The organism is Aurantimicrobium minutum (assembly GCF_029893825.1).
Classification (GTDB): Bacteria; Actinomycetota; Actinomycetes; order Actinomycetales; family Microbacteriaceae; genus Aurantimicrobium; species Aurantimicrobium minutum_C.
Map to the genome: position 1 here is coordinate 538642 of NZ_JARXXV010000001.1, position 23001 is coordinate 561642.

The window sequence follows — 23001 nt, forward strand, 5'->3', positions numbered from 1 at the left end:
GTTCTTTCGTTATGCCTTAGGTATACAACTCTTCTGGAACTGTGAAACCAAAGATGGCGAGGCCGCTATCCCAAATGACCTGACAGGCAGCACGGAGCAGATCAAGCTTGTCTTCTCCCCTACTGACGATGTTTAGATTCATTCCGTCTTTACGAACAGTTGCGCCACGAACGGTGACAGAACCATCTTTATTGATGAGTGCAACAGGATATGGCCGTGAAAGCTCTCGGAGGTCACCCAAGATGTAATCAGGACGGGAACCAGCTGGGGCGGCTAAGAGTTGCTTTGCCTGGTCGATACCTGTCAAAACCAGTACCGTCTTCATTCCGGCCCGATTGCCGCCCATGACATCAGTATCGAGACGATCGCCGATAAACAACGCAGTCTCTGGCGCTGCGGCGGTGCCGAAGCGACGGGCTGCCTCTTCAAAGATGGGGAGTTCAGGCTTTCCTGCAACAACAGGAAGTCGCCCCACTGCAGTGTGAACTGCAGACACGAGAGTTCCATTACCTGGCGCAACACCTCGGGCAACAGGAATTGTCCAGTCCATGTTGGTCGCTACCCAGGGAATTCCAGCGCTTTCGCCCGCACCTGCAGCGGTGCCACCAAATGCGTCTGACGAAGGTCGTGCATTCAATGCAAAGGAAGCTTCTGCAAGCTGTTTCCAACCCAAATCGGGAGAGAAACCCTGAATCACAGCAGCAGGATTGTCTTCTGCTGAGAAGGTCACGACATAGCCGTTCTTTTCCAGCTCAAAGGTCAGACCTTCACCACCGACGACCAATATTGTCGCTCCGGGCTCAACTAATTCAGCAAGCAAATGCATTGCTGCTTGCGGCGAGGAGACAATGTCATCATCAGAACAGCTCAGTCCCAATTCACGCAAATGGTCAGCAACACTAGCTGCTGTGCGAGAAGCATTGTTGGTGATGTAGCCAACACGAGTGTGCTCGGCAGCCGCATTCAGAGACTCGACAGCATATGGAATAGCTCCAGGCCCTGCATAGACAACACCATCAAGATCTGCCAGAACAACGACCTTGCCTTCAATCGGACTCTGCCCTAGCTCTGGTTGTCTCTTTGAAAACAGGCTCACGCCTTGTCTCCCTCTGCATCCAAGTGTGCAGTCTCGATTAAGATCTGACGAACGTCATCTTCGAGCAGGTCATCAGGACTGATGCCTTCAGCAATAAGTGCATCCTCTTCCTCAGACGTGAGCTCCGCTTCAGCACTGTCAGAATCTTCGAAAGCACCCGAGCTGATCACATCAGCCAAAGCGATGCCCTCATCATCGACGAGTCCTTCTGAAACTAATTCGAGAGCATCGTCTTCGAGTACTTCTTCAAACACGACAATGTCTTGCTCATCTTCATCAGAGGAATCCATCAAATCAGCTGCAACAAGTGCCTTTTCGGCAACTTCAGCACACGTAGTCCATTCAGCTGCTTCTTGGTGGCGTCCTAGCTCTTCTAGGACTTCTGCATACGCACTAAATAGTGCAGGGCTGTAGGTAAAGGCTTTGGTCGGATCAAGCTGAGGAATCTCTAACTCGGCGAGAGCAAGATCTACCTGGTCTAGATCTAAACGAGCACCAGACATCGCAATGGAAAGTGCCACCTGGGTGGATTCACTCAGAGTAGAACGATCAACAGAACGTCCAAGTTCTAATGCTTTATCTGGTCGCCCAACACCACGTTCAGCATCAACCATGAGAGCAATCTGCTCATTAGAGCCAGAAATACGTCGGTAGGTACGAAGCTCGCGCAAAGCTAACGCGAAATCACCAATTGCATAGGCGGTGATGCCGAGAGTTTCACGAACAATGGCAATACGACCAGCACGACGTGCGGCAGAGAGCACATGCTGGTGAGCCAGTTCAGGATTCTCATCCATTAAGCGAACCGCCATCACTAGGTGCTTGGCAACGCGCTCTGCGTTCTCCTTAGTCAGAGTCTTCAACTCGTTGCGGGCGACCTTATCGAGCTCATCACCGGTGACATCGTCATCGATCCATGGGTCATCGTGATGTGGTCGAACCATACGTAGCTCGCGCGCCATGCGCTGCTCTTCAGTAAGTTCTGGCTCTTCCCAACAAGAAGTGCGATCATCACGACTACCACGTGGAGCACCAGCACGGTCTGGACGACCTCCGCGATCTCCAAAACGAGGACGTTCTGGACGGTCTCCATAGGAAGGTCGTTCTCTCCCCCGATCTGGGCGAGAAGTGCGGTCACCATAAGCGGGACGTTCGCCGCCCTGGGGGCGATCACCGTAGCTAGGGCGCTCGGAACGTTCCGGGCGGGGACCACGGTCACCATACGAAGGACGGTCCGAACGTTCTGGACGAGGACCTCTGTCTCCGTAAGAGGAACGCTCACCACGCTGGGGGCGATCACCATAGTTGGGACGTTCCGAACGTCCCGGACGGCTGTTACGGTCGCCGAATGAGGGCTTACCTCCACGATCGCCGCCAGGACGTTCACCACGAGGTGCTCCATTTGAGCCGCCACGACCGAAACCGCCGCGCTCTGGACGTGCGTTGCGGTCTCCGCGATCACCGTATGAAGGACGATCGCCAGAAGGCCGATATGGGCGGTCACTTCGTGGAGTTTCACGGTCCCCATATCGTGACCGGTCTCCACGAGGAGCACCATCTCGATCTGAATAACGTGAACGCTCACCGCGATCGGGGCGATCTCCGTATGGGCGACGTTCCCCTCGCTGCCCACGATCTGCATAACCGGGTCGGTCTGCGCGGTCAGGACGAGACGCACGGTCCCCGTATGTTGGACGATCTGAGCGGCCAGCAGCGGGACGTTCTCCGCGCTGCGGACGTGACTGTCCATCACGGGGAACGCCATAGCGGTTGGGACGTTCTTCTCGAGAACTCTCTGAGCGGTAGTTGCGGGGACCCTGGCCGTCTCTGCGGGGTCGGTCAGCACGTCCAGGCGTGCCGAAATCTTCGTTTTCTTCGCTCATGAAAGAGTCCTCTGTGTAGTTTGTGTGCAGATAGTGCTGTGCAACTGCTGCAAGATCTAGCTTAACGCAAAATAGCCACCCGTAAAAACGGGTGGCTATTTTACAAATAAGTCCGGCGGTGTCCTACTCTCCCACAGGGTCCCCCCTGCAGTACCATCGGCGCTGAGAGTCTTAGCTTCCGGGTTCGGAATGTAACCGGGCGTTTCCCTCTCGCTATGGCCGCCGAAACACTATTGATGTATATCAAAGTGAAACGTGCACATACGATGTATGCGCAGTTCTCGACCGTACATCGAGAACCACTCAGTGGACGCGAACATCAGGCCACAAAATCCAGCCTTACAACGGATTATGTGTAGTGATTATCAAATTATTGGCTTATTAGTACCGGTCAGCTCCATGGGTCTTTAGTCCCCACTTCCACATCCGGCCTATCAACGCAGTAGTCTAGCTGCGAGCCTCTCCCCCGAAGGGATGGAAATCTCATCTTGAGGCCGGCTTCCCGCTTAGATGCTTTCAGCGGTTATCCATTCCCAACGTAGCTAATCAGCGGTGCTCCTGGCGGAACAACTGACACACCAGAGGTTGGTCCGTCCCGGTCCTCTCGTACTAAGGACAGATCCTCTCAAATTTCCTGCGCGCGCAGAGGATAGGGACCGAACTGTCTCACGACGTTCTAAACCCAGCTCGCGTACCGCTTTAATGGGCGAACAGCCCAACCCTTGGGACCTACTCCAGCCCCAGGATGCGACGAGCCGACATCGAGGTGCCAAACCATGCCGTCGATATGGACTCTTGGGCAAGATCAGCCTGTTATCCCCGAGGTACCTTTTATCCGTTGAGCGACAGCGCTTCCACAAGCCACTGCCGGATCACTAGTCCCGACTTTCGTCCCTGCTCGACTTGTCAGTCTCACAGTCAAGCTCCCTTGTGCACTTACACTCGACACCTGATTGCCAACCAGGTTGAGGGAACCTTTGGGCGCCTCCGTTACTTTTTGGGAGGCAACCGCCCCAGTTAAACTACCCATCAGGCACTGTCCCAGAACCGGATTACGGTTCATGGTTAGATGTCCAGAGTGACCAGAGTGGTATTTCAACAATGACTCCACCGACACTGGCGTGCCGGCTTCAAAGTCTCCCACCTATCCTACACAAGTCACACCGAACACCAATACCAAACTATAGTAAAGGTCACGGGGTCTTTCCGTCCTTCTGCGCGTAACGAGCATCTTTACTCGTAGTGCAATTTCGCCGAGTTCGCGGTTGAGACAGCTGGGAAGTCGTTACGCCATTCGTGCAGGTCGGAACTTACCCGACAAGGAATTTCGCTACCTTAGGATGGTTATAGTTACCACCGCCGTTTACTGGGGCTTAAATTCGCAGCTTCGCTTACGCTAACCGCTCCTCTTAACCTTCCAGCACCGGGCAGGCGTCAGTCCGTATACATCGTCTTGCGACTTGGCACGGACCTGTGTTTTTAGTAAACAGTCGCTTCCCACTGGTCTCTGCGGCCTTCAAACGCTTCAGGAGTAAATCCCTACACGCCTCAGGCCCCCCTTCTCCCGAAGTTACGGGGGCATTTTGCCGAGTTCCTTAACCACGATTCTCTCGATCTCCTTAGTATTCTCTACCTGACCACCTGAGTCGGTTTGGGGTACGGGTGACTGGAACCTCGCGTCGATGCTTTTCTTGGCAGCATAGGATCATCAATTTCGCTCGTGAGAGCTACCCATCGGTTCTCAGGCTTAATGAGAGACGGATTTGCCTATCTCTCGCCCTACGGCCTTAGACCGGGACAACCATCGCCCGGCTTGACTACCTTCCTGCGTCACACCTGTTAATACGCTAACCGCACCAGCATAGGGTCGTGTGCTAGGCCAGCCCGTCGTTGACCGAAGTCTCAGATCAGGTGGATTCAGACACTTAGCATTACTGGATTAGTTTGGGCGGTTCTTCGTCAGTACGGGAATATCAACCCGTTGTCCATCGACTACGCCTGTCGGCCTCGCCTTAGGTCCCGACTTACCCAGGGAAGATTAGCTTGACCCTGGAACCCTTGGTCTTCCGGAGGGGGAGTTTCTCACTCCCCTTTCGCTACTCATGCCTGCATTCTCACTCGTGTGGCCTCCACGGCTGGTTTCCACCGCCGCTTCGCTGGCCACACGACGCTCTCCTACCCATCAATATGGCTGGACCACGAAGGCCTACCACAATATATCAATGCCACAACTTCGGTGGCGTGCTTGAGCCCCGTTACATTGTCGGCGCGGAATCACTTGACCAGTGAGCTATTACGCACTCTTTCAAGGGTGGCTGCTTCTAAGCCAACCTCCTGGTTGTCACTGCAACTCCACATCCTTTTCCACTTAGCACGCGCTTTGGGACCTTAGTTGGTGGTCTGGGTTGTTTCCCTCTCGACAATGAAGCTTATCCCCCACTGTCTCACTGCTGCGCTCTCACTTACCGGCATTCGGAGTTTGGCTGACGTCAGTAACCCGGTGGGGCCCATCGGCCATCCAGTAGCTCTACCTCCGGCAAGAAACACGCAACGCTGCACCTAAATGCATTTCGGAGAGAACCAGCTATCACGAAGTTTGATTGGCCTTTCACCCCTATCCACAGCTCATCCCCTCAGTTTTCAACCTAAGTGGGTTCGGTCCTCCACGGCGTCTTACCGCCGCTTCAACCTGGCCATGGATAGATCACTTCGCTTCGGGTCTAGAACATGCGACTGAAACGCCCTATTAAGACTCGCTTTCGCTACGGCTTCCCCTCGCGGGTTAACCTCGCCACATATCACTAACTCGCAGGCTCATTCTTCAAAAGGCACGCTGTCACACCTACAAGGGTGCTCCAACGGTTTGTAAGCAAACGGTTTCAGGTACTATTTCACTCCCCTCCCGGGGTACTTTTCACCTTTCCCTCACGGTACTTGTCCGCTATCGGTCATCTGGGAGTATTTAGGCTTATCAGGTGGTCCTGACAGATTCACACGGGATTTCTCGGGCCCCGTGCTACTTGGGATACTTCTCGCGCCATTGCTGCATTTCGACTACGGGGTTGGCACCCTCTATGACTGGCCTTTCAAGACCATTCGTCTATACAACTTTGTAACGCTCACTGCTCGGTAGAACAGAATGAAAAGTCCCGCAACCCCGACCATGCAACTCCTACCGGATATCACACATGATCGGTTTAGCCTCTTCCGCGTTCGCTCGCCACTACTTACGGAATCACTTTTGTTTTCTCTTCCTGTGGGTACTGAGATGTTTCACTTCCCCACGTTCCCTCTACCCGCCCTATATATTCAGGCGGGAGTCACTGGGTCACCTTGCGGGCCCAGCGGGGTTTCCCCATTCGGAAATCCTCGGATCAAAGCTCGTTTATCAGCTCCCCGAGGCTTATCGCAGATTACTACGTCCTTCTTCGGCTCCAGATGCCAAGGCATCCACCGTTTGCTCTTAGAAATTTGAAATCACATGAGTTTGAATCGATTTTTCGTAAAGAAAAATTGACCAATGATCTATCGGAACGTAAATAAATTTACGCTCTTAAAATCTTTGTGATACAGACAATAAAGTCTGTATCTAAGATGCTCGCGTCCACTGTGTAGTTCTCAAAGTACGGGCGGTACCCCTCTTGTTTACGAGTGATGTAAACGAAGAAAGGTCCAGAGGTTCGTTTCACCAAGAAATCTTGGTGTCCCGGTCCCTCAGGACCCAACAGCGTGCGTATTCAGTGCCGCCTGGAGCGCTGCGTTCCAAGTCCGAAGACCGTACTAACTGCGAACCACTTGGTTCTGAATCAATGTCAATGTTCCACCCATGAGCTAACCTCCTCAGAACATTCGTCTGAGTAGAGGCTCTGGAAGACCGTAGTCTCCAAATGCTCCTTAGAAAGGAGGTGATCCAGCCGCACCTTCCGGTACGGCTACCTTGTTACGACTTAGTCCTAATCACCGATCCCACCTTCGACAGCTCCTTCCTTGCGGTTAGGCCACTGGCTTCGGGTGTTACCGACTTTCATGACTTGACGGGCGGTGTGTACAAGGCCCGGGAACGTATTCACCGCAGCGTTGCTGATCTGCGATTACTAGCGACTCCGACTTCATGAGGTCGAGTTGCAGACCTCAATCCGAACTGAGACCGACTTTTTGGGATTCGCTCCACCTTACGGTATTGCAGCCCTCTGTATCGGCCATTGTAGCATGCGTGAAGCCCAAGACATAAGGGGCATGATGATTTGACGTCATCCCCACCTTCCTCCGAGTTGACCCCGGCAGTCTCCCATGAGTTCCCACCATTACGTGCTGGCAACATAGGACGAGGGTTGCGCTCGTTGCGGGACTTAACCCAACATCTCACGACACGAGCTGACGACAACCATGCACCACCTGTATACCGACCTTGCGGGGAGCGTATTTCTACGCTTTTCCGGTATATGTCAAGCCTTGGTAAGGTTCTTCGCGTTGCATCGAATTAATCCGCATGCTCCGCCGCTTGTGCGGGCCCCCGTCAATTCCTTTGAGTTTTAGCCTTGCGGCCGTACTCCCCAGGCGGGGAACTTAATGCGTTAGCTGCGACACAGAATCCGTGGAATGGACCCTACATCTAGTTCCCAACGTTTACGGCGTGGACTACCAGGGTATCTAATCCTGTTCGCTCCCCACGCTTTCGCTCCTCAGCGTCAGTAATGGCCCAGAGATCTGCCTTCGCCATCGGTGTTCTTCCTGATATCTGCGCATTCCACCGCTACACCAGGAGTTCCAATCTCCCCTACCACACTCTAGTTTGCCCGTACCCACTGCAGGCCCGAGGTTGAGCCTCGGGATTTCACAGCAGACGCGACAAACCGCCTACGAGCTCTTTACGCCCAATAATTCCGGACAACGCTTGCACCCTACGTATTACCGCGGCTGCTGGCACGTAGTTAGCCGGTGCTTTTTCTGCAGGTACCGTCACTTTCGCTTCTTCCCTACTAAAAGAGGTTTACAACCCGAAGGCCGTCATCCCTCACGCGGCGTTGCTGCATCAGGCTTGCGCCCATTGTGCAATATTCCCCACTGCTGCCTCCCGTAGGAGTCTGGGCCGTGTCTCAGTCCCAGTGTGGCCGGTCACCCTCTCAGGCCGGCTACCCGTCGTCGCCTTGGTGAGCCGTTACCTCACCAACTAGCTGATAGGCCGCGAGTCCATCCTTGACCGAAATTCTTTCCACCCCCTGGTGATGCCACCGAGGGTCGTATCCGGTATTAGCTACCATTTCTAGCAGTTATCCCAGAGTCAAGGGCAGGTTACTCACGTGTTACTCACCCGTTCGCCACTAATCCGCCGGAGCAAGCTCCGGGTTCATCGTTCGACTTGCATGTGTTAAGCACGCCGCCAGCGTTCGTCCTGAGCCAGGATCAAACTCTCCGTAAAAGATTGATAGCCACCGGCTAAAAGCTGGTGGCAAATCTATTTATGCGACATTCCCCGGAATAAGGGCGAATGTCGCGAGTTTGAAACTGACAAAACAGAACAGTCATTGCTGACATGTTTTGTTGTCTAATTTTTTTCCAAAGGAATCCGTACATCAACAAAAAGTTGATGCCGGGTTTTGGCATTTGACATTGTGCACGCTGTTGAGTTCTCAAGGATCGGGCGCTCCTACTCCAATTCCTTTCGGAACCGGTTTAGGGCAACTGTCCTAACTTACCATCAAAAGCGATCTTGTCAAACTCATCACCGGAGAGTCTTCAACTCTCTGGCTGCCGTTCGCAACATCGCGATACATGATGGATTTTCATCCTGTTAGCTTCCAAGTGTGCGCCGTAGCGTTTTCTCAAAGAAGCTGAGATGGTCCCGCTTGAGGTCTGACGCTCTGAGGCAATCAGCACCTTTGGGGTGACAAGTGACTACATTACGGGTTTATTACGGTTCGAGCAAATCTCTCTCGCATCCCGGGCGTGTCGCCTCTAGTGAGATGCTCATTCCCCCGGTAATTGCAGTGAATTACTCGACGAATACCCCGGCAAGTGTCTTCTTTCCACGTCTCAAAACGGCCATGCCGCTGGGGAGAACGTGGGCAGTCAAGAGTTCATCTTCAGCAGTGATCTTCTCATTATTGAGATAGACACCGCCTTCAGCGATAGAGCGACGTGCAGCACCCAGGCTCTGAGAAAGCCCAGTATCTACCAATAACTGTGCAACTGGCGTAGACGCGGGGGTAGTCGTGTGGGGCAGTTCACGAAGTGCCGTTTCGAGAGTTGCTGCATCAAGCTCCGCGAGTTCACCCTGACCAAACAGTGCAGCCGCGGCAGCGATAGCCGCCTGGGTCGCTTGCTCGCCGTGCACGAGAGAAGTGACCTCGAGTGCAAGTCGGCGCTGGGCTGCTCGCTTGAACGGCTCATCAGCGACTTGCTGAGCTAACTCTTCAATTTCTGCGCGAGAGAGGAAGGTGAATACCTTGATGCGGTCGATAACATCGGCGTCATCGGTATTGAGCCAGAACTGGTAAAACGCGTAAGGACTGGTCATGGACGCATCGAGCCAGACCGCATTTCCTTCACTTTTACCAAACTTGGTGCCGTCACTGTTTGTAATCAGTGGTGTACCAATAGCGTGAACGCTCTTGCCTTCGGCACGATGAATCAGGTCAGTGCCGCTGGTGAGGTTACCCCACTGGTCACTTCCTCCGGTCTGAAGAACACAGTCGTAGTTACGGTAAAGCTCCAGGAAATCCATTCCCTGCAAAATCTGGTAGCTGAATTCGGTGTAACTAATACCCGCTTCTGAGTTCAGACGCGCAGAAACAGCATCCTTCTTGAGCATTGTTCCCACGCGGTAGTACTTGCCCACATCGCGCAGGAAGTCGATTGCCGACATTGGCGCAGTCCAGTCCAGGTTGTTCACCATGCGGGCAGCGTTCACTCCCTCAAAACTGAGGAACTTTGAAATCTGAGAACTGAGGTATCCAACCCACTCATTGACAGTCTCTTTGGTGTTGAGAGTGCGCTCCGCAGTGGGACGTGGATCACCCACCAGACCAGTGGAACCGCCAACAAGACCAAGAGGCTTGTGGCCAGCAAGCTGGATACGGCGCAGTAACAAGAGTTGAACCAGGTTACCTAAGTGCAACGACGGTGCAGTGGGGTCAAAACCGCAGTAGTAGGTAATCGGTGGACCTTGGAAGAGTTTCTTTAGCTCATCAGCGTCGGTAGAGACGTGAATGAGTCCACGCCACACCAGCTCATCCCAGAGTGTGTCGAAGCTGGAATCGTTTGATTGATTTTCGAGAGACAATTACAGCCCTAACGCCTTGTTGAGATCTTTCACGCGCTCCGTCAGCATGCTTAGTTGCTTCGCAACCTGCGCAGGTGCGGTTCCACCTGCACCGTTGCGTGAATTGACTGAGCCTTCAATAGTGAGCACGGAACGAACTTCTGGGGTGAGGTGCTTGCTCACAGATGCATAGTCTGCATCTGTTGGCTCATGAAGTTCAATCCCACGACTTTCGCAGAACTGCACGAGCTCTCCAGATATTTCGTGAGCGTCACGGAAGGCAACACCCTGTTTGACCAGCCATTCAGCAACATCAGTAGCTAGAGAGAATCCTTGCGGAGCAAGCTGGGCCATCCGCTCGGTATTGAAGGTGAGCGTGGCAACCATGCCGGTGAAAGCAGGTAGCAGCACCTCAAGTGTTTCAACCGAATCAAAGACGGGTTCTTTATCTTCCTGGAGATCACGGTTGTATGCCAGGGGCAAACCCTTCAGCGTTGTCAAAAGTCCCGTGAGATTACCAATGAGGCGCCCAGACTTTCCTCGAGCAAGTTCGGCAATGTCCGGATTCTTCTTCTGAGGCATGATCGAGGAGCCAGTGGAGTAGCCATCGTGAAGCTTGACGAAGTCAAACTCACGCGTGTTCCAGATGATGATCTCTTCTGAGAATCGTGAAAGGTTAATCCCCATCAACGAGGTGATGAAGGCAAACTCTGCAACAACATCACGGCTAGCTGTGGCATCAATTGAGTTCTCAGTTGGACCTGAAAGACCTAACTCAGCAGCAACAAGCTGTGGGTCTAGCCCTAAGGATCCGCCAGCAAGTGCACCAGAACCATAAGGAGACTTCGAGGCACGAACAGACCAATCGGCCAAACGCTCCAGGTCACGAACCAGCGGCCATGCGTGGGCTAAGAGTTGGTGTGCAAGGAGCACAGGCTGAGCATGCTGCAAATGAGTGCGGCCAGGCATGATTGCCGCAGGATGCGCAGCAGCCTGCCCTGCAATCGCATCTATGAGTTGAGTAACCTCGTGTGCAATCACGCGACCGTGATCAAGCAAATACATCCGGACCAGGGTTGCAATTTGGTCATTACGGCTGCGACCAGCACGTAGCTTTCCACCAACCTCAACCCCAGCAATGTCAATGAGTCCGCGCTCGAGGGCCGAGTGAACATCTTCATCACTGTCAAGAGCTACGAATTCACCTGCAGAAACTGCAGCGCGCAGTTTTTCCAGTGATGAATTCATCACAGAGAGTTCATCTGCTGTGAGATATCCGGCTGCGTGAAGCGCCTTGGCATGTGCCTGTGAACCGGTGATGTCGTAGTCTGCAAGCGCCCAGTCGAAGTGGGTTGACTTGCTCAGTTTTTGGAGCTCAGGCGAGGGGCCTGAGGCAAAACGACCACCCCAGAGTGCTCCGGCTTCACCAGCACGGTTAGCTGAGTTGTGTGAGGAGGTCATGAGTCAATCCTAAGGTTGTCAAGAATTAGTTCTGGCGAAGCAGCCATGTCAACAGTGCCTTTTGGGCGTGCAGACGATTCTCCGCCTCATCCCAAATCACGCTCTGTGCGCCATCAATGACATCAGCAGTTACCTCATACCCGCGGTATGCAGGTAGGCAGTGCATAAAGATTGCGGATTTATCCGCATGAGCCATCAAGGCAGCGTCAACTTGGTAGCGCTCGAAATCTTTCTGACGCTGAGCCTTCTGGTCTTCTTGCCCCATCGACACCCAGGTATCTGTGACAACCACATCAGCACCAGAGACAGCAGCAACAGCATCTTCAGTGATCAGTACAGAACCTCCGTGCTCAGCTGCTAGCTTTTCGGCATCACGAACAATGGCAGGAGCTGGCTGATATCCGGCAGGAGCTGCAACGTGAACATTCATTCCCGCAAGAGCACAAGCCAGAAGGTAGGAGTGAGACATATTGCTACTGCCATCACCCACAAACGCGACGGTCAAACCAGCGAGGTTGCCTTTGTGTTCACGAATAGTCATTAAATCAGCAAGCAGCTGACAGGGGTGGAACTCATCGCTGAGCGCATTCACCACAGGAACGGTTGTTCCAGCTGCCATCTCTTCGAGACCTGCTTGGGCGAATGTGCGCCACACAATGGCACTGACCATTCGCTCCATGACTCGTGCCGTATCTGCAATAGATTCCTTAGCACCTAGCTGACTGGTGCCAGAGTCCATGATCAATGGAACTCCGCCTAAGTCAGCAATACCGACGGCAAAGGACACCCGAGTGCGCGTCGAGGTCTTATCGAAAATGACAGCAACAGTCTGTGGCCCTGCCAAAGGCTTTTCACTATAGGGCTCGGCCTTGAGTGCCAGTGCTAGATCGAGAATCTCGTTCTGCTGAGCTTGGGTGATGTCATCATCACGAAGGAAATGTTTGGTCATGAAGCCACTACTTCCGTTCCAGAACCAGTCTGGGTAAAGATTTCGAGCAAAATCGAATGAGGATTGCGGCCATCAATGATGGCGGCTTTGGGAACTCCCCCATCTACTGCTTCCAAACAGGCAGCCATCTTGGGGATCATGCCTGATTCCAAAGATGGAATGACTTCACGGAGTTCATCCGCACCAATCTCTGAGACGAGAGAGTCCATGTTGGGCCAGTCACTGTAAAGACCGGCGACATCCGTGAGGATTACTAGCTTGGCAGCTCCGAGTGCAACGGCCAACGATGCTGCTGCCGCATCAGCGTTGACATTGAGTGACTGTCCCGGAGTGTCTTTATCTGGAGCAATAGAGGAGACCACTGGAATACGGCCAGCATCGATGAGGGCGTGAACTGCCTCAGGATCAACTGCAACCACATCGCCCACGAGTCCGAGATCGACCATCTCGCCATCAATTTCAACACCTCGACGTTCGCCAACAAACAATCCGGCGTCCTCACCAGAGATTGATGCTGCCAGCGGACCATGTTCGTTCATATGGCCGACGAGGTCTCGAGAGACTTGACCGGTCAAAACCATACGGACGACGTCCATGGCTTCAGGGCTGGTCACGCGATAACCACCGCGGAATTCACTTTCGATACCTAAACGCTCCAGCATCTTGGTGATCTGAGGACCACCTCCGTGAACAACTACAGGCTTAATGCCGACGGTGCGCAAATACACCATGTCTTCAGCGAATGCACGAGTGAGCTCTTCACTCACCATGGCATTACCGCCAAACTTCACCACGATGATCTGGTCATTGAATTTCTTCAACCAGGGCAAAGACTCGATGAGCGTGGCAGCTTTGATTGTTGCTGCCGCGTCTTCTTCACGCATTTGGGTCATGAGTATTCCTTGACGTCTTAGCTCGCGTACGCGCTGTTTTCGTGCACGTAGTCGTGGGTGAGGTCGTTAGTCCAGATTGTTGCGCTCTCAGTTCCACTGTGCAGCTCAATTTGGATGTCTACCTCGCGAGGAGAGAGGTCTACCAAATCACGTGACTGATCTGGCTCCCCCGCCGTACACACTGCCACTCCGTTGAAGCTGACATCGATGTTGTAGGGATCAAAGACAGCTTGGGAAGTTCCCACCGCAGCCAGAACTCGTCCCCAGTTGGGATCATTTCCAAAAATGGCCGCCTTGAACAGGTTGGATCGGCTCACAGTACGCGCAACATCAACAGCGTCATCTTCACTGGCAGCACCAGTGACGGTGATGTGGATGTTGTGACTAGCACCTTCAGCATCTTGTTGTAACTGAATGGCCAGGTCTCGACACAACTCGGTCAACCGTGCAGTGAATTCATCCAACTCGGGCTCAACACCAGAAGCGCCGGAGGCCATCAGGGTGACCTGGTCGTTTGTGGACATGCAACCGTCGGAATCCAGACGATCAAAAGTAACTCGGGTAGCAGCTCGCAAAGCTGAATCTAGTTGTGCACTGGTCAATACGGCATCGGTGGTAATCACAACAAGCATGGTGGCCAAACCAGGAGCCAACATTCCAGCACCCTTAGCCATGCCACCGATGGTGTAACCCGCTCCGGTCGAGACGGACATCTTGGGCACAGAGTCCGTGGTCATGATGGCATGCGCAGCATCAACACCGGCTTGTTCACTGGTTCCATTTTCAGAAAGTACTTCAAGACCAGCATCCCAGACACCGGTCTTGAGCTTGTCGAGATCAAGCTGTTCACCGATCAGTCCGGTGGAACACACCAATACATCACCAGCAGAGACACCTAGTCGCTCAGCAACTGCTTCAGCAGTGGCATGAGTGGTCTGGAAACCGCGAGCACCGGTGTAACAGTTAGCACCACCAGAGTTCAACACAATGGCTTCTACTACTGGATCTGCCATGACTTGCTGGCTCCACAAAATGGGGTTTGCTTTGCACCTGTTTGAGGTAAACACAGCAGCCACTGACTTCAGGGGGCCTAAGTTTCGCACCATAGCGAAATCTTTCTTGCCTGTGGACTTCAATCCACAGACAACACCTGCGGCACTAAAGCCTGCTGCAGCGGTCACACTCATGGCGCAACTCCATTCGTGGTCAAACCGGTAGTTTCTTCAATTCCCAAAGCAATATTTGCGGACTGAATAGCCGCCCCTGCCGTGCCCTTGGTCAAGTTATCCAGAGCACTTATGACAATGACTCGTCCTGCGTTCTCATCTAAGGCAATACCAATGAGGCACGTGTTTGCGCCCAGCGTGTCCGCTGTGCGTGGGAATTGCCCTAATGGCAAGACCTGAACAAACGGCTCTCCTGCATATGTTGCACTCCATGCTGCGTGCAATTGTTCCAACGTCACCCCAGGTTTTACCCGGGCAGTAGTGGTGGCAAGGATTCCTCGCGCCATTGGAACCAGCACCGGAGTCATAGAGACTGATACTTCAGCAGCACCTGCCTTACGCAAGTTTTGAGCAATCTCTGGAGTGTGGCGGTGAACACCTCCCACTGCATACGCAGAAGCAGATCCCATGATTTCACTGGCTAACAAATCAACTTTGAGGCTCTTTCCAGCTCCCGAAGGACCCACGGAAAGTACCGAGACGATATCGACTGCGTCAATCAAATCAGCCTGAACTCCGGGCGCAATTGCCAAGGAGATGGCAGAGGCATTACAGCCAGGAGCAGCTATGCGCTTGGTCCCTGCAAGGTAATCACGCTGAGAACCGGAGGACAGTGGAAGTTCAGGGATGCCATAAGTCCAGGCTGAGTTGAATTCTCCACCATAAAACGCAGCCCAGTCGGATTCCTCTTCAAGTCGGTGGTCTGCACCACAGTCAATAACGAGAGTGTCTGGGCTCAGTTGAGCTGCGAGCGCACCGGAAGATCCGTGCGGGAGAGCGAGAAAGACAACATCATGACCAGCTAGGGTTTCTGCGCTGGTGTCCTGCAGTACTAGATCACCATAGCTGCGCAAATGCGGTTGAACATCAACTAATCGCTGCCCAGCGTTGGAGTGCGCGGTTACTGTGCGCACCTCGAACTCGGGGTGGCTCGCGAGCAAGCGAAGCACCTCGCCACCGGCATAACCGCTGGCTCCAGCAATGGCAACCGAGTATGTCATTAGATAACTCTATCCAAACCTTCAACCAGTTATTGAACCCTGAAGAAGGCGTGGCTGGATTACTCGCGAATTGTCGCGCCGAAGCGAGATGCTGCGAGCGCAACACCGGCTTCTTTGGACGCGGTTGCTTCAGCGGCGGTAAGGGTTCGATCAGGTGCCCTAAATCGCAATGCGAAAGTGAGGGAGCGCTGCCCTTCAGGAATACCGGCCCCCTGGTAGACATCCACTAGTGTGCCGCTCTCCAGCAATTCACCAGCACCCTCCACAACTGCAGCAAGAACATCTGCTGCAGGAATGGTGTCGTTGACAACGAGGGAAAGATCCTGGGTTGCAGCAGGCATGGTCTTGACGTCCACTGCAACGTGAGGAACACCTGCTGCGTTGGTAACTGCATCGAGGTTCAATTCAAATGCTGCAACAGTACGAGGTAGGTGTGCTGCTTCGGCAACGGTGGGGAGGAGTTCACCGGCATAGCCAATAACTTCTTCACCCAGTAGCAGTTCTGCTGTACGACCTGGGTGGAATGCCTTGTGAGCTCCTTGGCGAACAGAGATATTCACTCCAGCACCCAAAGCAATCTGCTGCACAGCTGCTAGAGCATCCTTCCAGTTAAAACCAACAGCCTTTTGTCCCACCTGCTTGGTTATGGCATCGCCGACAAACAGACCTGAGATATAGCGAGGCTGTGGCGGAATACCTGCATAGAGCTTGGCTTCGACTTCTGGTGCTGGACGAACGCCGCCAGCAACAATGTCCTGACCGTAGGTCTTTCCAGGCTCAGGTAGGAAAACCAGTCCTGTTTCAAACAGGGCGAGGTCATTTAGACCACGTGAACGGTTGCGAGCGGCAGTCCCGATGAGTCCAGGCAGCAGCGAGGTGCGCATCCACCCCTGTGTTGCATCCAGTGCATTGGCCAAACGAACCTGCGGAACAGTGCTTGAGGTTGCAGAACCGAAGAGATTGTTAGTCTCTTCATCGAAGAAGGGATAGCTCAGAACTTCTGTGTGACCGGTAGCGGCAAGGGTGTTCGAAACGCGTCGACGCACGTCTTGAGCAACGGTATAACCACGTCCTGGAGGGGCAACAGGCAATTCAGCAGGAATGAGGTGGTATCCAACAATGCGGGCCACTTCTTCAGCCAGAGTCCACTTGTCTGTGAGGTCTGGACGCCAGGTGGGTGGAGTGACTGTAAAACCGGCACCAGATGCAACAACGTCACATCCGATTTCTGACAGCGATGACTGTATTTGGTCGTCGCTGTATTCCAAACCAATCAACTTGGTGACAAAACCTGAAGGAAGTTCAATGGCCGAAGGTGCTGCGAAGTGGTTTATGTAGGAACCTTCATCCACAATTTCACCGCCAGCAAATTCAACCAAGAGTTGTGCAACACGACCTGCAGCAATCGCAGCAATTGCTGGGTCAACTCCGCGCTCAAAACGCTTCGAGGCTTCAGAACTGAGTTTGTGTCGGCGGGCAGATCGAGCAATGGATACAGGATCGAAGTTTGCTGCCTCAATGAGTACATTGGTGGTGCCGTCACTGATTTCAGTGTTAGCACCACCCATCACACCGGCAAGGCCAATTGCTTTACCACCTGAGGTGATGAGCAGGTCTTCGACGTCCAGCACACGCTCTGCTTCATCCAAGGTGATCAGCTTCTCGCCTTGAGTAGCGCGGCGAACAACGATGTCACCGGAGAGCTTGTCCAAGTCATAAGCGTGGTTGGGTTGACCCATTTCGATCATGACGTAGTTCGAAATATCCACCGGAAGTGAAATAGATCGAATACCAGCTAGCTTCAAGCGCGAAACCATCCACGAAGGTGTGGGGGCAGTTGCATCAATTCCGCGCACAATACGCGTAGCGAAAACATTGCAGCCCACACGGCCACGAATAGGTGCTGTGTCATCAACCGATACGGGGAATTCGGTGCCAAACTTTGTCACCTCGGTGACACCCCGTGACGAAATAACCTCTGTTGCAGGGTCACGGAAGGCAGCACCGGTTGAGTGTGCATATTCACGTGCAACACCACGGATAGAGAATGCATATCCGCGGTCAGGAGTCACGTTGATCTCGACAGCAGACTCTGAAAGCCCCAGGAGTTCCAGCGCGTCAGTACCTACTTCGGGATCGAGACCCATTTCAGCAAGGCGAATGATTCCATCGTGACTATCGCCTAGACCCAGCTCCTTAGCCGACGCCATCATGCCGTCAGAAACGTGCCCGTAGGTCTTACGTGCAGCAATGGGGAACGGTCCAGGAAGGACGGCACCTGGCAAGGTCACAACTACCTTGTCTCCTACAAAGAAGTTCCCAGCTCCACAGACGATGCCGTGAATAGCGTCGCCACCATCGGCAGCAACCTGGCCCTCTGGCGCAACTCGAACCTGACACCAACGAATGGTCTTCCCATTGCTCTGTTCTTCAGGAGTGAATTCGAGAACTTCACCAACCACGATGGGGCCAGAAATGTCTCCGCCGTGAATGTCTTCTTCTTCAAAACCAACCTTGACCAGGTCTGCTTGAACCTGTTCAGGAGTAATACCTTCGGCGAGGTCGACGTATTCGCCCAGCCAGCTCAGTGGGACGCGCATCAGACCACCATTCCAAACTGCTGGCTGAAGCGAACATCGCCTTCAACCATGTCGTGCATGTCGCTGACGTCGTTACGGAACATCAGCGTGCGCTCAACACCAACGCCAAAAGCAAAACCGGAGTAAACCTCAGGGTCAATCCCTGCCGATCGCAACACGTTGGGGTTCACCATTCCACAACCACCCCACTCAATCCAGCGAGCGCCACCAGCAAATGTGGGGTGCCAGACATCGAGTTCGGCAGAAGGCTCGGTGAAGGGGAAATAGTTGGGGCGCAGACGAATCTTGGCGCCTTCTCCGAACATGATGCGAGCAGCATGCTCAAGAGTTCCGCGCAAGTGAGCCATGGTGAGTCCCTTATCCACTGCTAAGCCTTCAACCTGTGTGAACACAGGAGTGTGGGTGGCATCAAGTTCGTCTGTTCGATACACACGCCCTGGTGCAAGTACATAGATAGGAACTTCGCGCTCCAACATGGAACGAACCTGAACAGGTGAGGTATGTGTGCGGAGAACCAGGTGTGAATCGACTGGTTCCACGAAGAAAGTGTCTTGCATCGCTCGTGCCGGGTGGTCTGCATCAAAGTTCAGTGCGTCAAAGTTGAACCATTCGCCTTCAAGCTCTGGACCTTCGGCAATTTCCCAGCCCATGCCCACGAATGCATCACAGATGCTTTCTTGTAACAGCATGAGCGGGTGGCGACCACCAGCGCTCCATCTAGAAGCGGCAGCGGTGACGTCTACCTTTTCAGCAGCAAGCTGGGCATTTTGCTCTTCGCGCACCATGGCTTCTTCGCGGGCAGCGAATGCCTGGTTTACTTCAGCACGGGCTTGACCGACAAGCTTTCCTGCTGCTGCTTTCTGATCCCCAGGAACATCCTTCATCAAAGCGTTCAGCTGAGAGAGAGTCGAAGACTCCCCCACATGGGCAGTGCGGACAGCCTTGAGTGCAGCAGAATCTGTGGCAGCAGCAATTGCAGCTAACGCGTCAGAAACCGCTGCAGCGACAGCTGCTTCGGTGATTTCAGTAGGTGCAGACACAGTTCTCAATTTTATGTGGAGAGGAAGCGGACAGGGGTTCGACAGGCACTAAGCCTTGTTGTGGGCGAAAGCACTCTCATAAATCAGCACTGCAGCAGCGGTTGCAAGGTTCATAGATTCGGCATCACCATAAATGGGCACGGTGATAGCTTTCTCTGCCAAAGCAAAGTGTTCATCACTGAGACCACGAGCTTCATTACCGAACAGCCATGCAGTGGGGGCATCCAAGACACCCTGATTGCGAGCAAGCACCAGATCTTCACCCTTGATATCTGCGGCGAGAAGCTGAAGCCCTGCCTCGCGAACATAGGGAAGAACTGTTTCTAGCTCAACATCTACCGTGATGGGCAGGTGGAAAAGTGAACCGGTGGTGGATCTGACTACCTTGGGGTTGTAAAGATCAACTGAGCGTCCGGTCAAGATGACGGCATCAGCACCAGCAGCATCGGCCACACGGATGATGGTGCCCAGATTTCCTGGATCACGCACCTCTTCCAAGATGACGACGAGCTTGGGATCCTCGGCGAAGATTTCCTTTAGCGCCGTAGGGAATTGGTGCACCACAGCAATGAATCCTTGTGGGGTTACCGTATCCGCCATAGCAGCCAAGACATCTTCGGTGACGAACTCAACATCAACCCCCGCATCGACAGCGGTTGCTGCGATGTCTTGGTATCTCTCCAACGCGGTTGGCGTCGCATACAGCTCCACAATCAACTGTGGGCGATATGCCAATGCCTCAGAGACGGCTTGCGGGCCTTCCAACAGGAAGAGCCCGGTCTCGGACCGGGCTCCCCTGGTGGCTAGCTTCGCAACCGCCTTCACGCGAGGAGCGCGGGGGTTGTCAAGCATGTTGTTCCTTAGGCCTTTGGTGCAGAAGTGTCTGCAGGAAGTGCCTTGCGTGCAGCTTCAACCAACTTGGTGAAGGTTGCAGGATCGGTCACAGCGATCTCAGCAAGCATGCGACGGTCAACCTGAATGTCAGCCAAAGCGAGACCCTGGATGAAACGGTTGTAGGTCAGGCCGTTTGCACGGCTGGCTGCGTTGATGCGCTGAATCCAGAGGCGACGGAAGTCACCCTTGCGGGCACGGCGGTCACGGTAGCTGTAAACCAGCGAGTGGATGACCTGCTCTTTAGCCTTACGGTACAGGCGCGAACGCTGACCGCGGTATCCGGATGCGCGCTCGAGGATGACGCGACGCTTCTTGTGAGCGTTAACGGCTCTTTTTACTCTTGCCATTTTCTTATCCTTTTAGTTTTCGCTGAGTCCGGATTACAGACCGAGAAGCTTCTTGATGACCTTGGAGTCAGCTGGAGACAGGACCTGGTCCTGGTTCAGGCTGCGCTTGCGCTTGCCTGACTTGACTTCGAGGTTGTGACGCATGCCGGCTTGCTGCTTCTTGAGCTTGCCGGTACCAGTCACCTTGAAGCGCTTCTTGGACCCGGAGTGGGTCTTCATCTTTGGCATTGGTTCTCCTTGGTTTTCACTTTCCCGTAAATACGAGAAGGTAAGGGCTGTTAGTCGTCGAGCTCGTCAGAGACCGACTTGGTGGACTTCTTGGGTGCAGCTGCCTTCGCAGCTGTGGTCTTGGGGGCTGCCTTTGCAGGCTTCTCGGCAACTACCTCTGCCTCGACAACCTGAACAGCATTTGCCTTGTCGTCTTCAACGGCAAGGACAGATTCGCCTGATTTGGCTTCTTTCTTTTCTCCACGCTTGTTGGCATCACGCTTCGCGTTCTGCTCAGCCTTGGCTTCAGACTTGCTGCGCAGTGGGCCAATAATCATGACCATGTTGCGGCCATCGATGGTGGGGTTAGATTCGACAGTTCCGAACTCAGCTACCTCTTCAGCAAACTTCTGGAGAAGACGTACACCTTGTTCTGGACGTGACTGTTCACGACCGCGGAACAAGATCATGGCCTTGACCTTGTCACCATCGTTGAGGAAGCCAATAGCGCGCTTCTTCTTGGTTTCGTAGTCGTGAACATCAATCTTCAGACGGAAACGCACCTCTTTGAGGATGGTGTTTGCCTGGTTACGACGAGCTTCCTTCAGCTTCTGAGCTGCTTCGTACTTGAACTTGCCGTAGTCCATGATCTTTGCCACAGGTGGCTTAGCTTCGGGTGCAACCTCAACGAGATCGAGGTCAGCCTCCCCTGCTAAGCGGAGGGCAACGTCGATCGACACGACACCAACCTGCTCGCCGTTAGGGCCAACGAGGCGAACTTCTGGGACGCGGATACGGTCGTTAGTACGTGGATCGCTAATGCGGAGCTCCTTGTTATTTCTCTAAACCCGTGACGGGGAGAAAGAGGAGTCTTACGCGCAGCACAGACATTAATCCGCGTTTACACGACACAAGATAAATCTTGTGGCACCCTGACCTACTTACCCAGCGAGCTGGACTAAGCGGAGTGCAAGAACCCAGTAACCTGATGTTGCGGGTTACGGGTGGGAGTTTTACTCCTCTTTCAATTTCTTGGCATGAGCTAAGAAACCTGCACAAGCCTAGCAGAGGAATCATTGTGAGCGAAAACGCCAAGGACGAGGCCATCCACCAAGCGGTGCTTGATATTGCGGAAGTTCCCGCTATCGAGGTCATTGTTGAGGTCGCGGTCAACCTGATGAGTGCTGCCGCCATCAAGTGTGGGCTTGCCGAGGGAGCAGATGCTGAGTCTTTGAAGGATCTCGACGAAGCACGCAAACTGATCAATGCACTGGCTGGTCTCATTACTGCCGCAGCCCCGGACATCAGTGACTCTCACGCCAGACCACTTCGTGACGGCTTGCGCTCATTGCAGCTCGCATTCCGTGAAGCCTCCCCCATTCCTGATGAAATTGGTAAGGGTCCTGGCGAGAAGTGGACTGGCCCAGTTAACTAACTTGCTAGTTGACCAATAAGCCCGAGTAGCCGTTGCATAAACAACTGATGAGCAGCTTCTTGGACTGAATTGCCGCCACGCATGATGGCTTCTTGGAGAGCCGATTCGTAGGTGTTCATCAACACATTAGCTAATTCAACTGAGTTCAATGCTGGCGTGAGTCCCACGGCATCGAAAGCGGCGGAAATAATGCTGCCAAATTCTTTGTCTGCGGCGTTCTTTTGCTCGAGATAGAGCTTCCCCACTTCGGAATCACGCATGGCAAGCAAGCGCAATTCAGATTGGAATAGTAACCACAGTCGGTTATCTCCCTGCTGTTCCAGAAAGCTTGCGACGATGGGTCCTAGCTCAGTGGCACTGAGTTTTCCCTCCGTAGAACCCACCAACGTAGGCATGATGAGATCTATGTTGGCCACGCTTCCACGAAGCAGTGCAAGGCGTTCATTGTTGCCTCGCTCGGCGAGCGCGAGGAAGAGTTCTTCCTTCGTGTCGAAATTGGAGTAAAAAGCCCCGCGCGTGAAATCTGCGCGCTCTGTGATCATTTCTACGGTGGCAGCATGGATTCCCACTTCAGAGAACACCTCAAAGGCAGCATCCATCAAGCGCTCTCGCGTCTTTTGACGGCGGGCGCTTTCTGCAGGTTTGTTCTCTGCTTCGGTTGTGGTGCTCATATCTTTAACGATACACTCATGTATCGGATACACCGGT

At 53.6% G+C, this 23001-nt stretch carries 15 protein-coding genes, 3 rRNA genes and 1 pseudogene; 1 reads left to right on the forward strand and 18 read right to left on the reverse strand.

Going from position 1 to position 23001, the window contains the following annotated elements:
* Nucleotides 1-16: 16 nt before the first annotated feature.
* From M2120_RS02545 to infC, 17 genes and pseudogenes are all read right to left on the reverse strand, one after another.
* The gene (locus M2120_RS02545) at nucleotides 17-1096 is read right to left on the reverse strand and encodes an HAD-IIA family hydrolase (RefSeq protein WP_280797157.1); all 1080 of its coding nucleotides are present in this window, start codon (nucleotides 1094-1096) and stop codon (nucleotides 17-19) included.
* Nucleotides 1093-2979: a hypothetical protein gene (locus M2120_RS02550; protein WP_280797158.1), complete on the reverse strand. Its 1887-nt coding sequence runs from the start codon at nucleotides 2977-2979 to the stop codon at nucleotides 1093-1095. The genes M2120_RS02545 and M2120_RS02550 overlap by 4 nt, the downstream gene beginning before the upstream one ends.
* Nucleotides 2980-3089: 110 nt before the next feature.
* Nucleotides 3090-3206: ribosomal RNA gene (rrf, locus tag M2120_RS02555) — 5S ribosomal RNA — on the reverse strand.
* A gap of 134 nt (nucleotides 3207-3340) precedes the next feature.
* Nucleotides 3341-6456: ribosomal RNA gene (locus M2120_RS02560) — 23S ribosomal RNA — on the reverse strand.
* Nucleotides 6457-6877: 421 nt separating this feature from the next.
* A 16S ribosomal RNA gene (locus M2120_RS02565) occupies nucleotides 6878-8398 on the reverse strand.
* Together the 16S, 23S and 5S rRNA genes form the textbook arrangement of a ribosomal RNA operon.
* A 573-nt stretch (nucleotides 8399-8971) precedes the next feature.
* Nucleotides 8972-10261, reverse strand: a complete 1290-nt coding sequence (gene tyrS / locus M2120_RS02570; protein WP_280797159.1) for a tyrosine--tRNA ligase — start codon at nucleotides 10259-10261, stop codon at nucleotides 8972-8974.
* The gene (gene argH, locus M2120_RS02575; protein ID WP_280797160.1) at nucleotides 10262-11701 is read right to left on the reverse strand and encodes an argininosuccinate lyase; all 1440 of its coding nucleotides are present in this window, start codon (nucleotides 11699-11701) and stop codon (nucleotides 10262-10264) included.
* A gap of 25 nt (nucleotides 11702-11726) precedes the next feature.
* On the reverse strand, nucleotides 11727-12650 hold the full coding sequence (gene argF, locus M2120_RS02580; RefSeq protein ID WP_280797161.1) for an ornithine carbamoyltransferase: 924 nt from the start codon (nucleotides 12648-12650) through the stop codon (nucleotides 11727-11729).
* Entirely contained in the window at nucleotides 12647-13543 is an 897-nt protein-coding gene (gene argB / locus M2120_RS02585) for an acetylglutamate kinase (protein WP_280797162.1), read from the reverse strand. The genes argF and argB overlap by 4 nt, the downstream gene beginning before the upstream one ends.
* Before the next feature lie 17 nt (nucleotides 13544-13560).
* Entirely contained in the window at nucleotides 13561-14730 is a 1170-nt protein-coding gene (argJ, locus tag M2120_RS02590) for a bifunctional glutamate N-acetyltransferase/amino-acid acetyltransferase ArgJ (RefSeq protein WP_280797163.1), read from the reverse strand.
* Entirely contained in the window at nucleotides 14727-15770 is a 1044-nt protein-coding gene (gene argC, locus M2120_RS02595; protein ID WP_280797164.1) for an N-acetyl-gamma-glutamyl-phosphate reductase, read from the reverse strand. Before argC ends, argJ begins: the two co-directional genes overlap by 4 nt.
* 59 nt (nucleotides 15771-15829) lie before the next feature.
* Nucleotides 15830-18370 carry a phenylalanine--tRNA ligase subunit beta gene (gene pheT / locus M2120_RS02600; RefSeq protein WP_280797165.1) on the reverse strand — a complete coding sequence of 847 codons (2541 nt, stop codon included), beginning with the start codon at nucleotides 18368-18370 and terminating at the stop codon, nucleotides 15830-15832.
* Nucleotides 18370-19410 (reverse strand): phenylalanine--tRNA ligase subunit alpha, encoded by a 1041-nt coding sequence (pheS, locus tag M2120_RS02605; RefSeq protein WP_280797166.1) that lies wholly within the window; start codon nucleotides 19408-19410, stop codon nucleotides 18370-18372. Before pheS ends, pheT begins: the two co-directional genes overlap by 1 nt.
* 48 nt (nucleotides 19411-19458) lie before the next feature.
* Nucleotides 19459-20262, reverse strand: coding sequence for a TrmH family RNA methyltransferase (locus M2120_RS02610; RefSeq protein WP_280797167.1), 804 nt, complete (start codon nucleotides 20260-20262; stop codon nucleotides 19459-19461).
* Between the two features lie 8 nt (nucleotides 20263-20270).
* Nucleotides 20271-20651 (reverse strand): 50S ribosomal protein L20, encoded by a 381-nt coding sequence (rplT, locus tag M2120_RS02615; protein ID WP_280797168.1) that lies wholly within the window; start codon nucleotides 20649-20651, stop codon nucleotides 20271-20273.
* 33 nt (nucleotides 20652-20684) lie between these two features.
* On the reverse strand, nucleotides 20685-20879 hold the full coding sequence (rpmI, locus tag M2120_RS02620) for a 50S ribosomal protein L35 (RefSeq protein ID WP_280797169.1): 195 nt from the start codon (nucleotides 20877-20879) through the stop codon (nucleotides 20685-20687).
* Nucleotides 20880-21109: 230 nt separating this feature from the next.
* Nucleotides 21110-21679: pseudogene (gene infC, locus M2120_RS02625) on the reverse strand (translation initiation factor IF-3); the annotation flags it as partial.
* Between the two features lie 257 nt (nucleotides 21680-21936).
* Between infC and M2120_RS02630 the strand changes: the two are divergent.
* Nucleotides 21937-22293 carry a DUF1844 domain-containing protein gene (locus tag M2120_RS02630; protein WP_280797170.1) on the forward strand — a complete coding sequence of 119 codons (357 nt, stop codon included), beginning with the start codon at nucleotides 21937-21939 and terminating at the stop codon, nucleotides 22291-22293.
* On the opposite strand, the gene M2120_RS02635 is transcribed toward M2120_RS02630, so the two are convergent.
* Nucleotides 22290-22964 (reverse strand): TetR/AcrR family transcriptional regulator, encoded by a 675-nt coding sequence (locus M2120_RS02635; protein ID WP_280797171.1) that lies wholly within the window; start codon nucleotides 22962-22964, stop codon nucleotides 22290-22292. The two genes, M2120_RS02630 and M2120_RS02635, sit on opposite strands and share 4 nt — an antisense overlap.
* Nucleotides 22965-23001 lie beyond the last annotated feature (37 nt).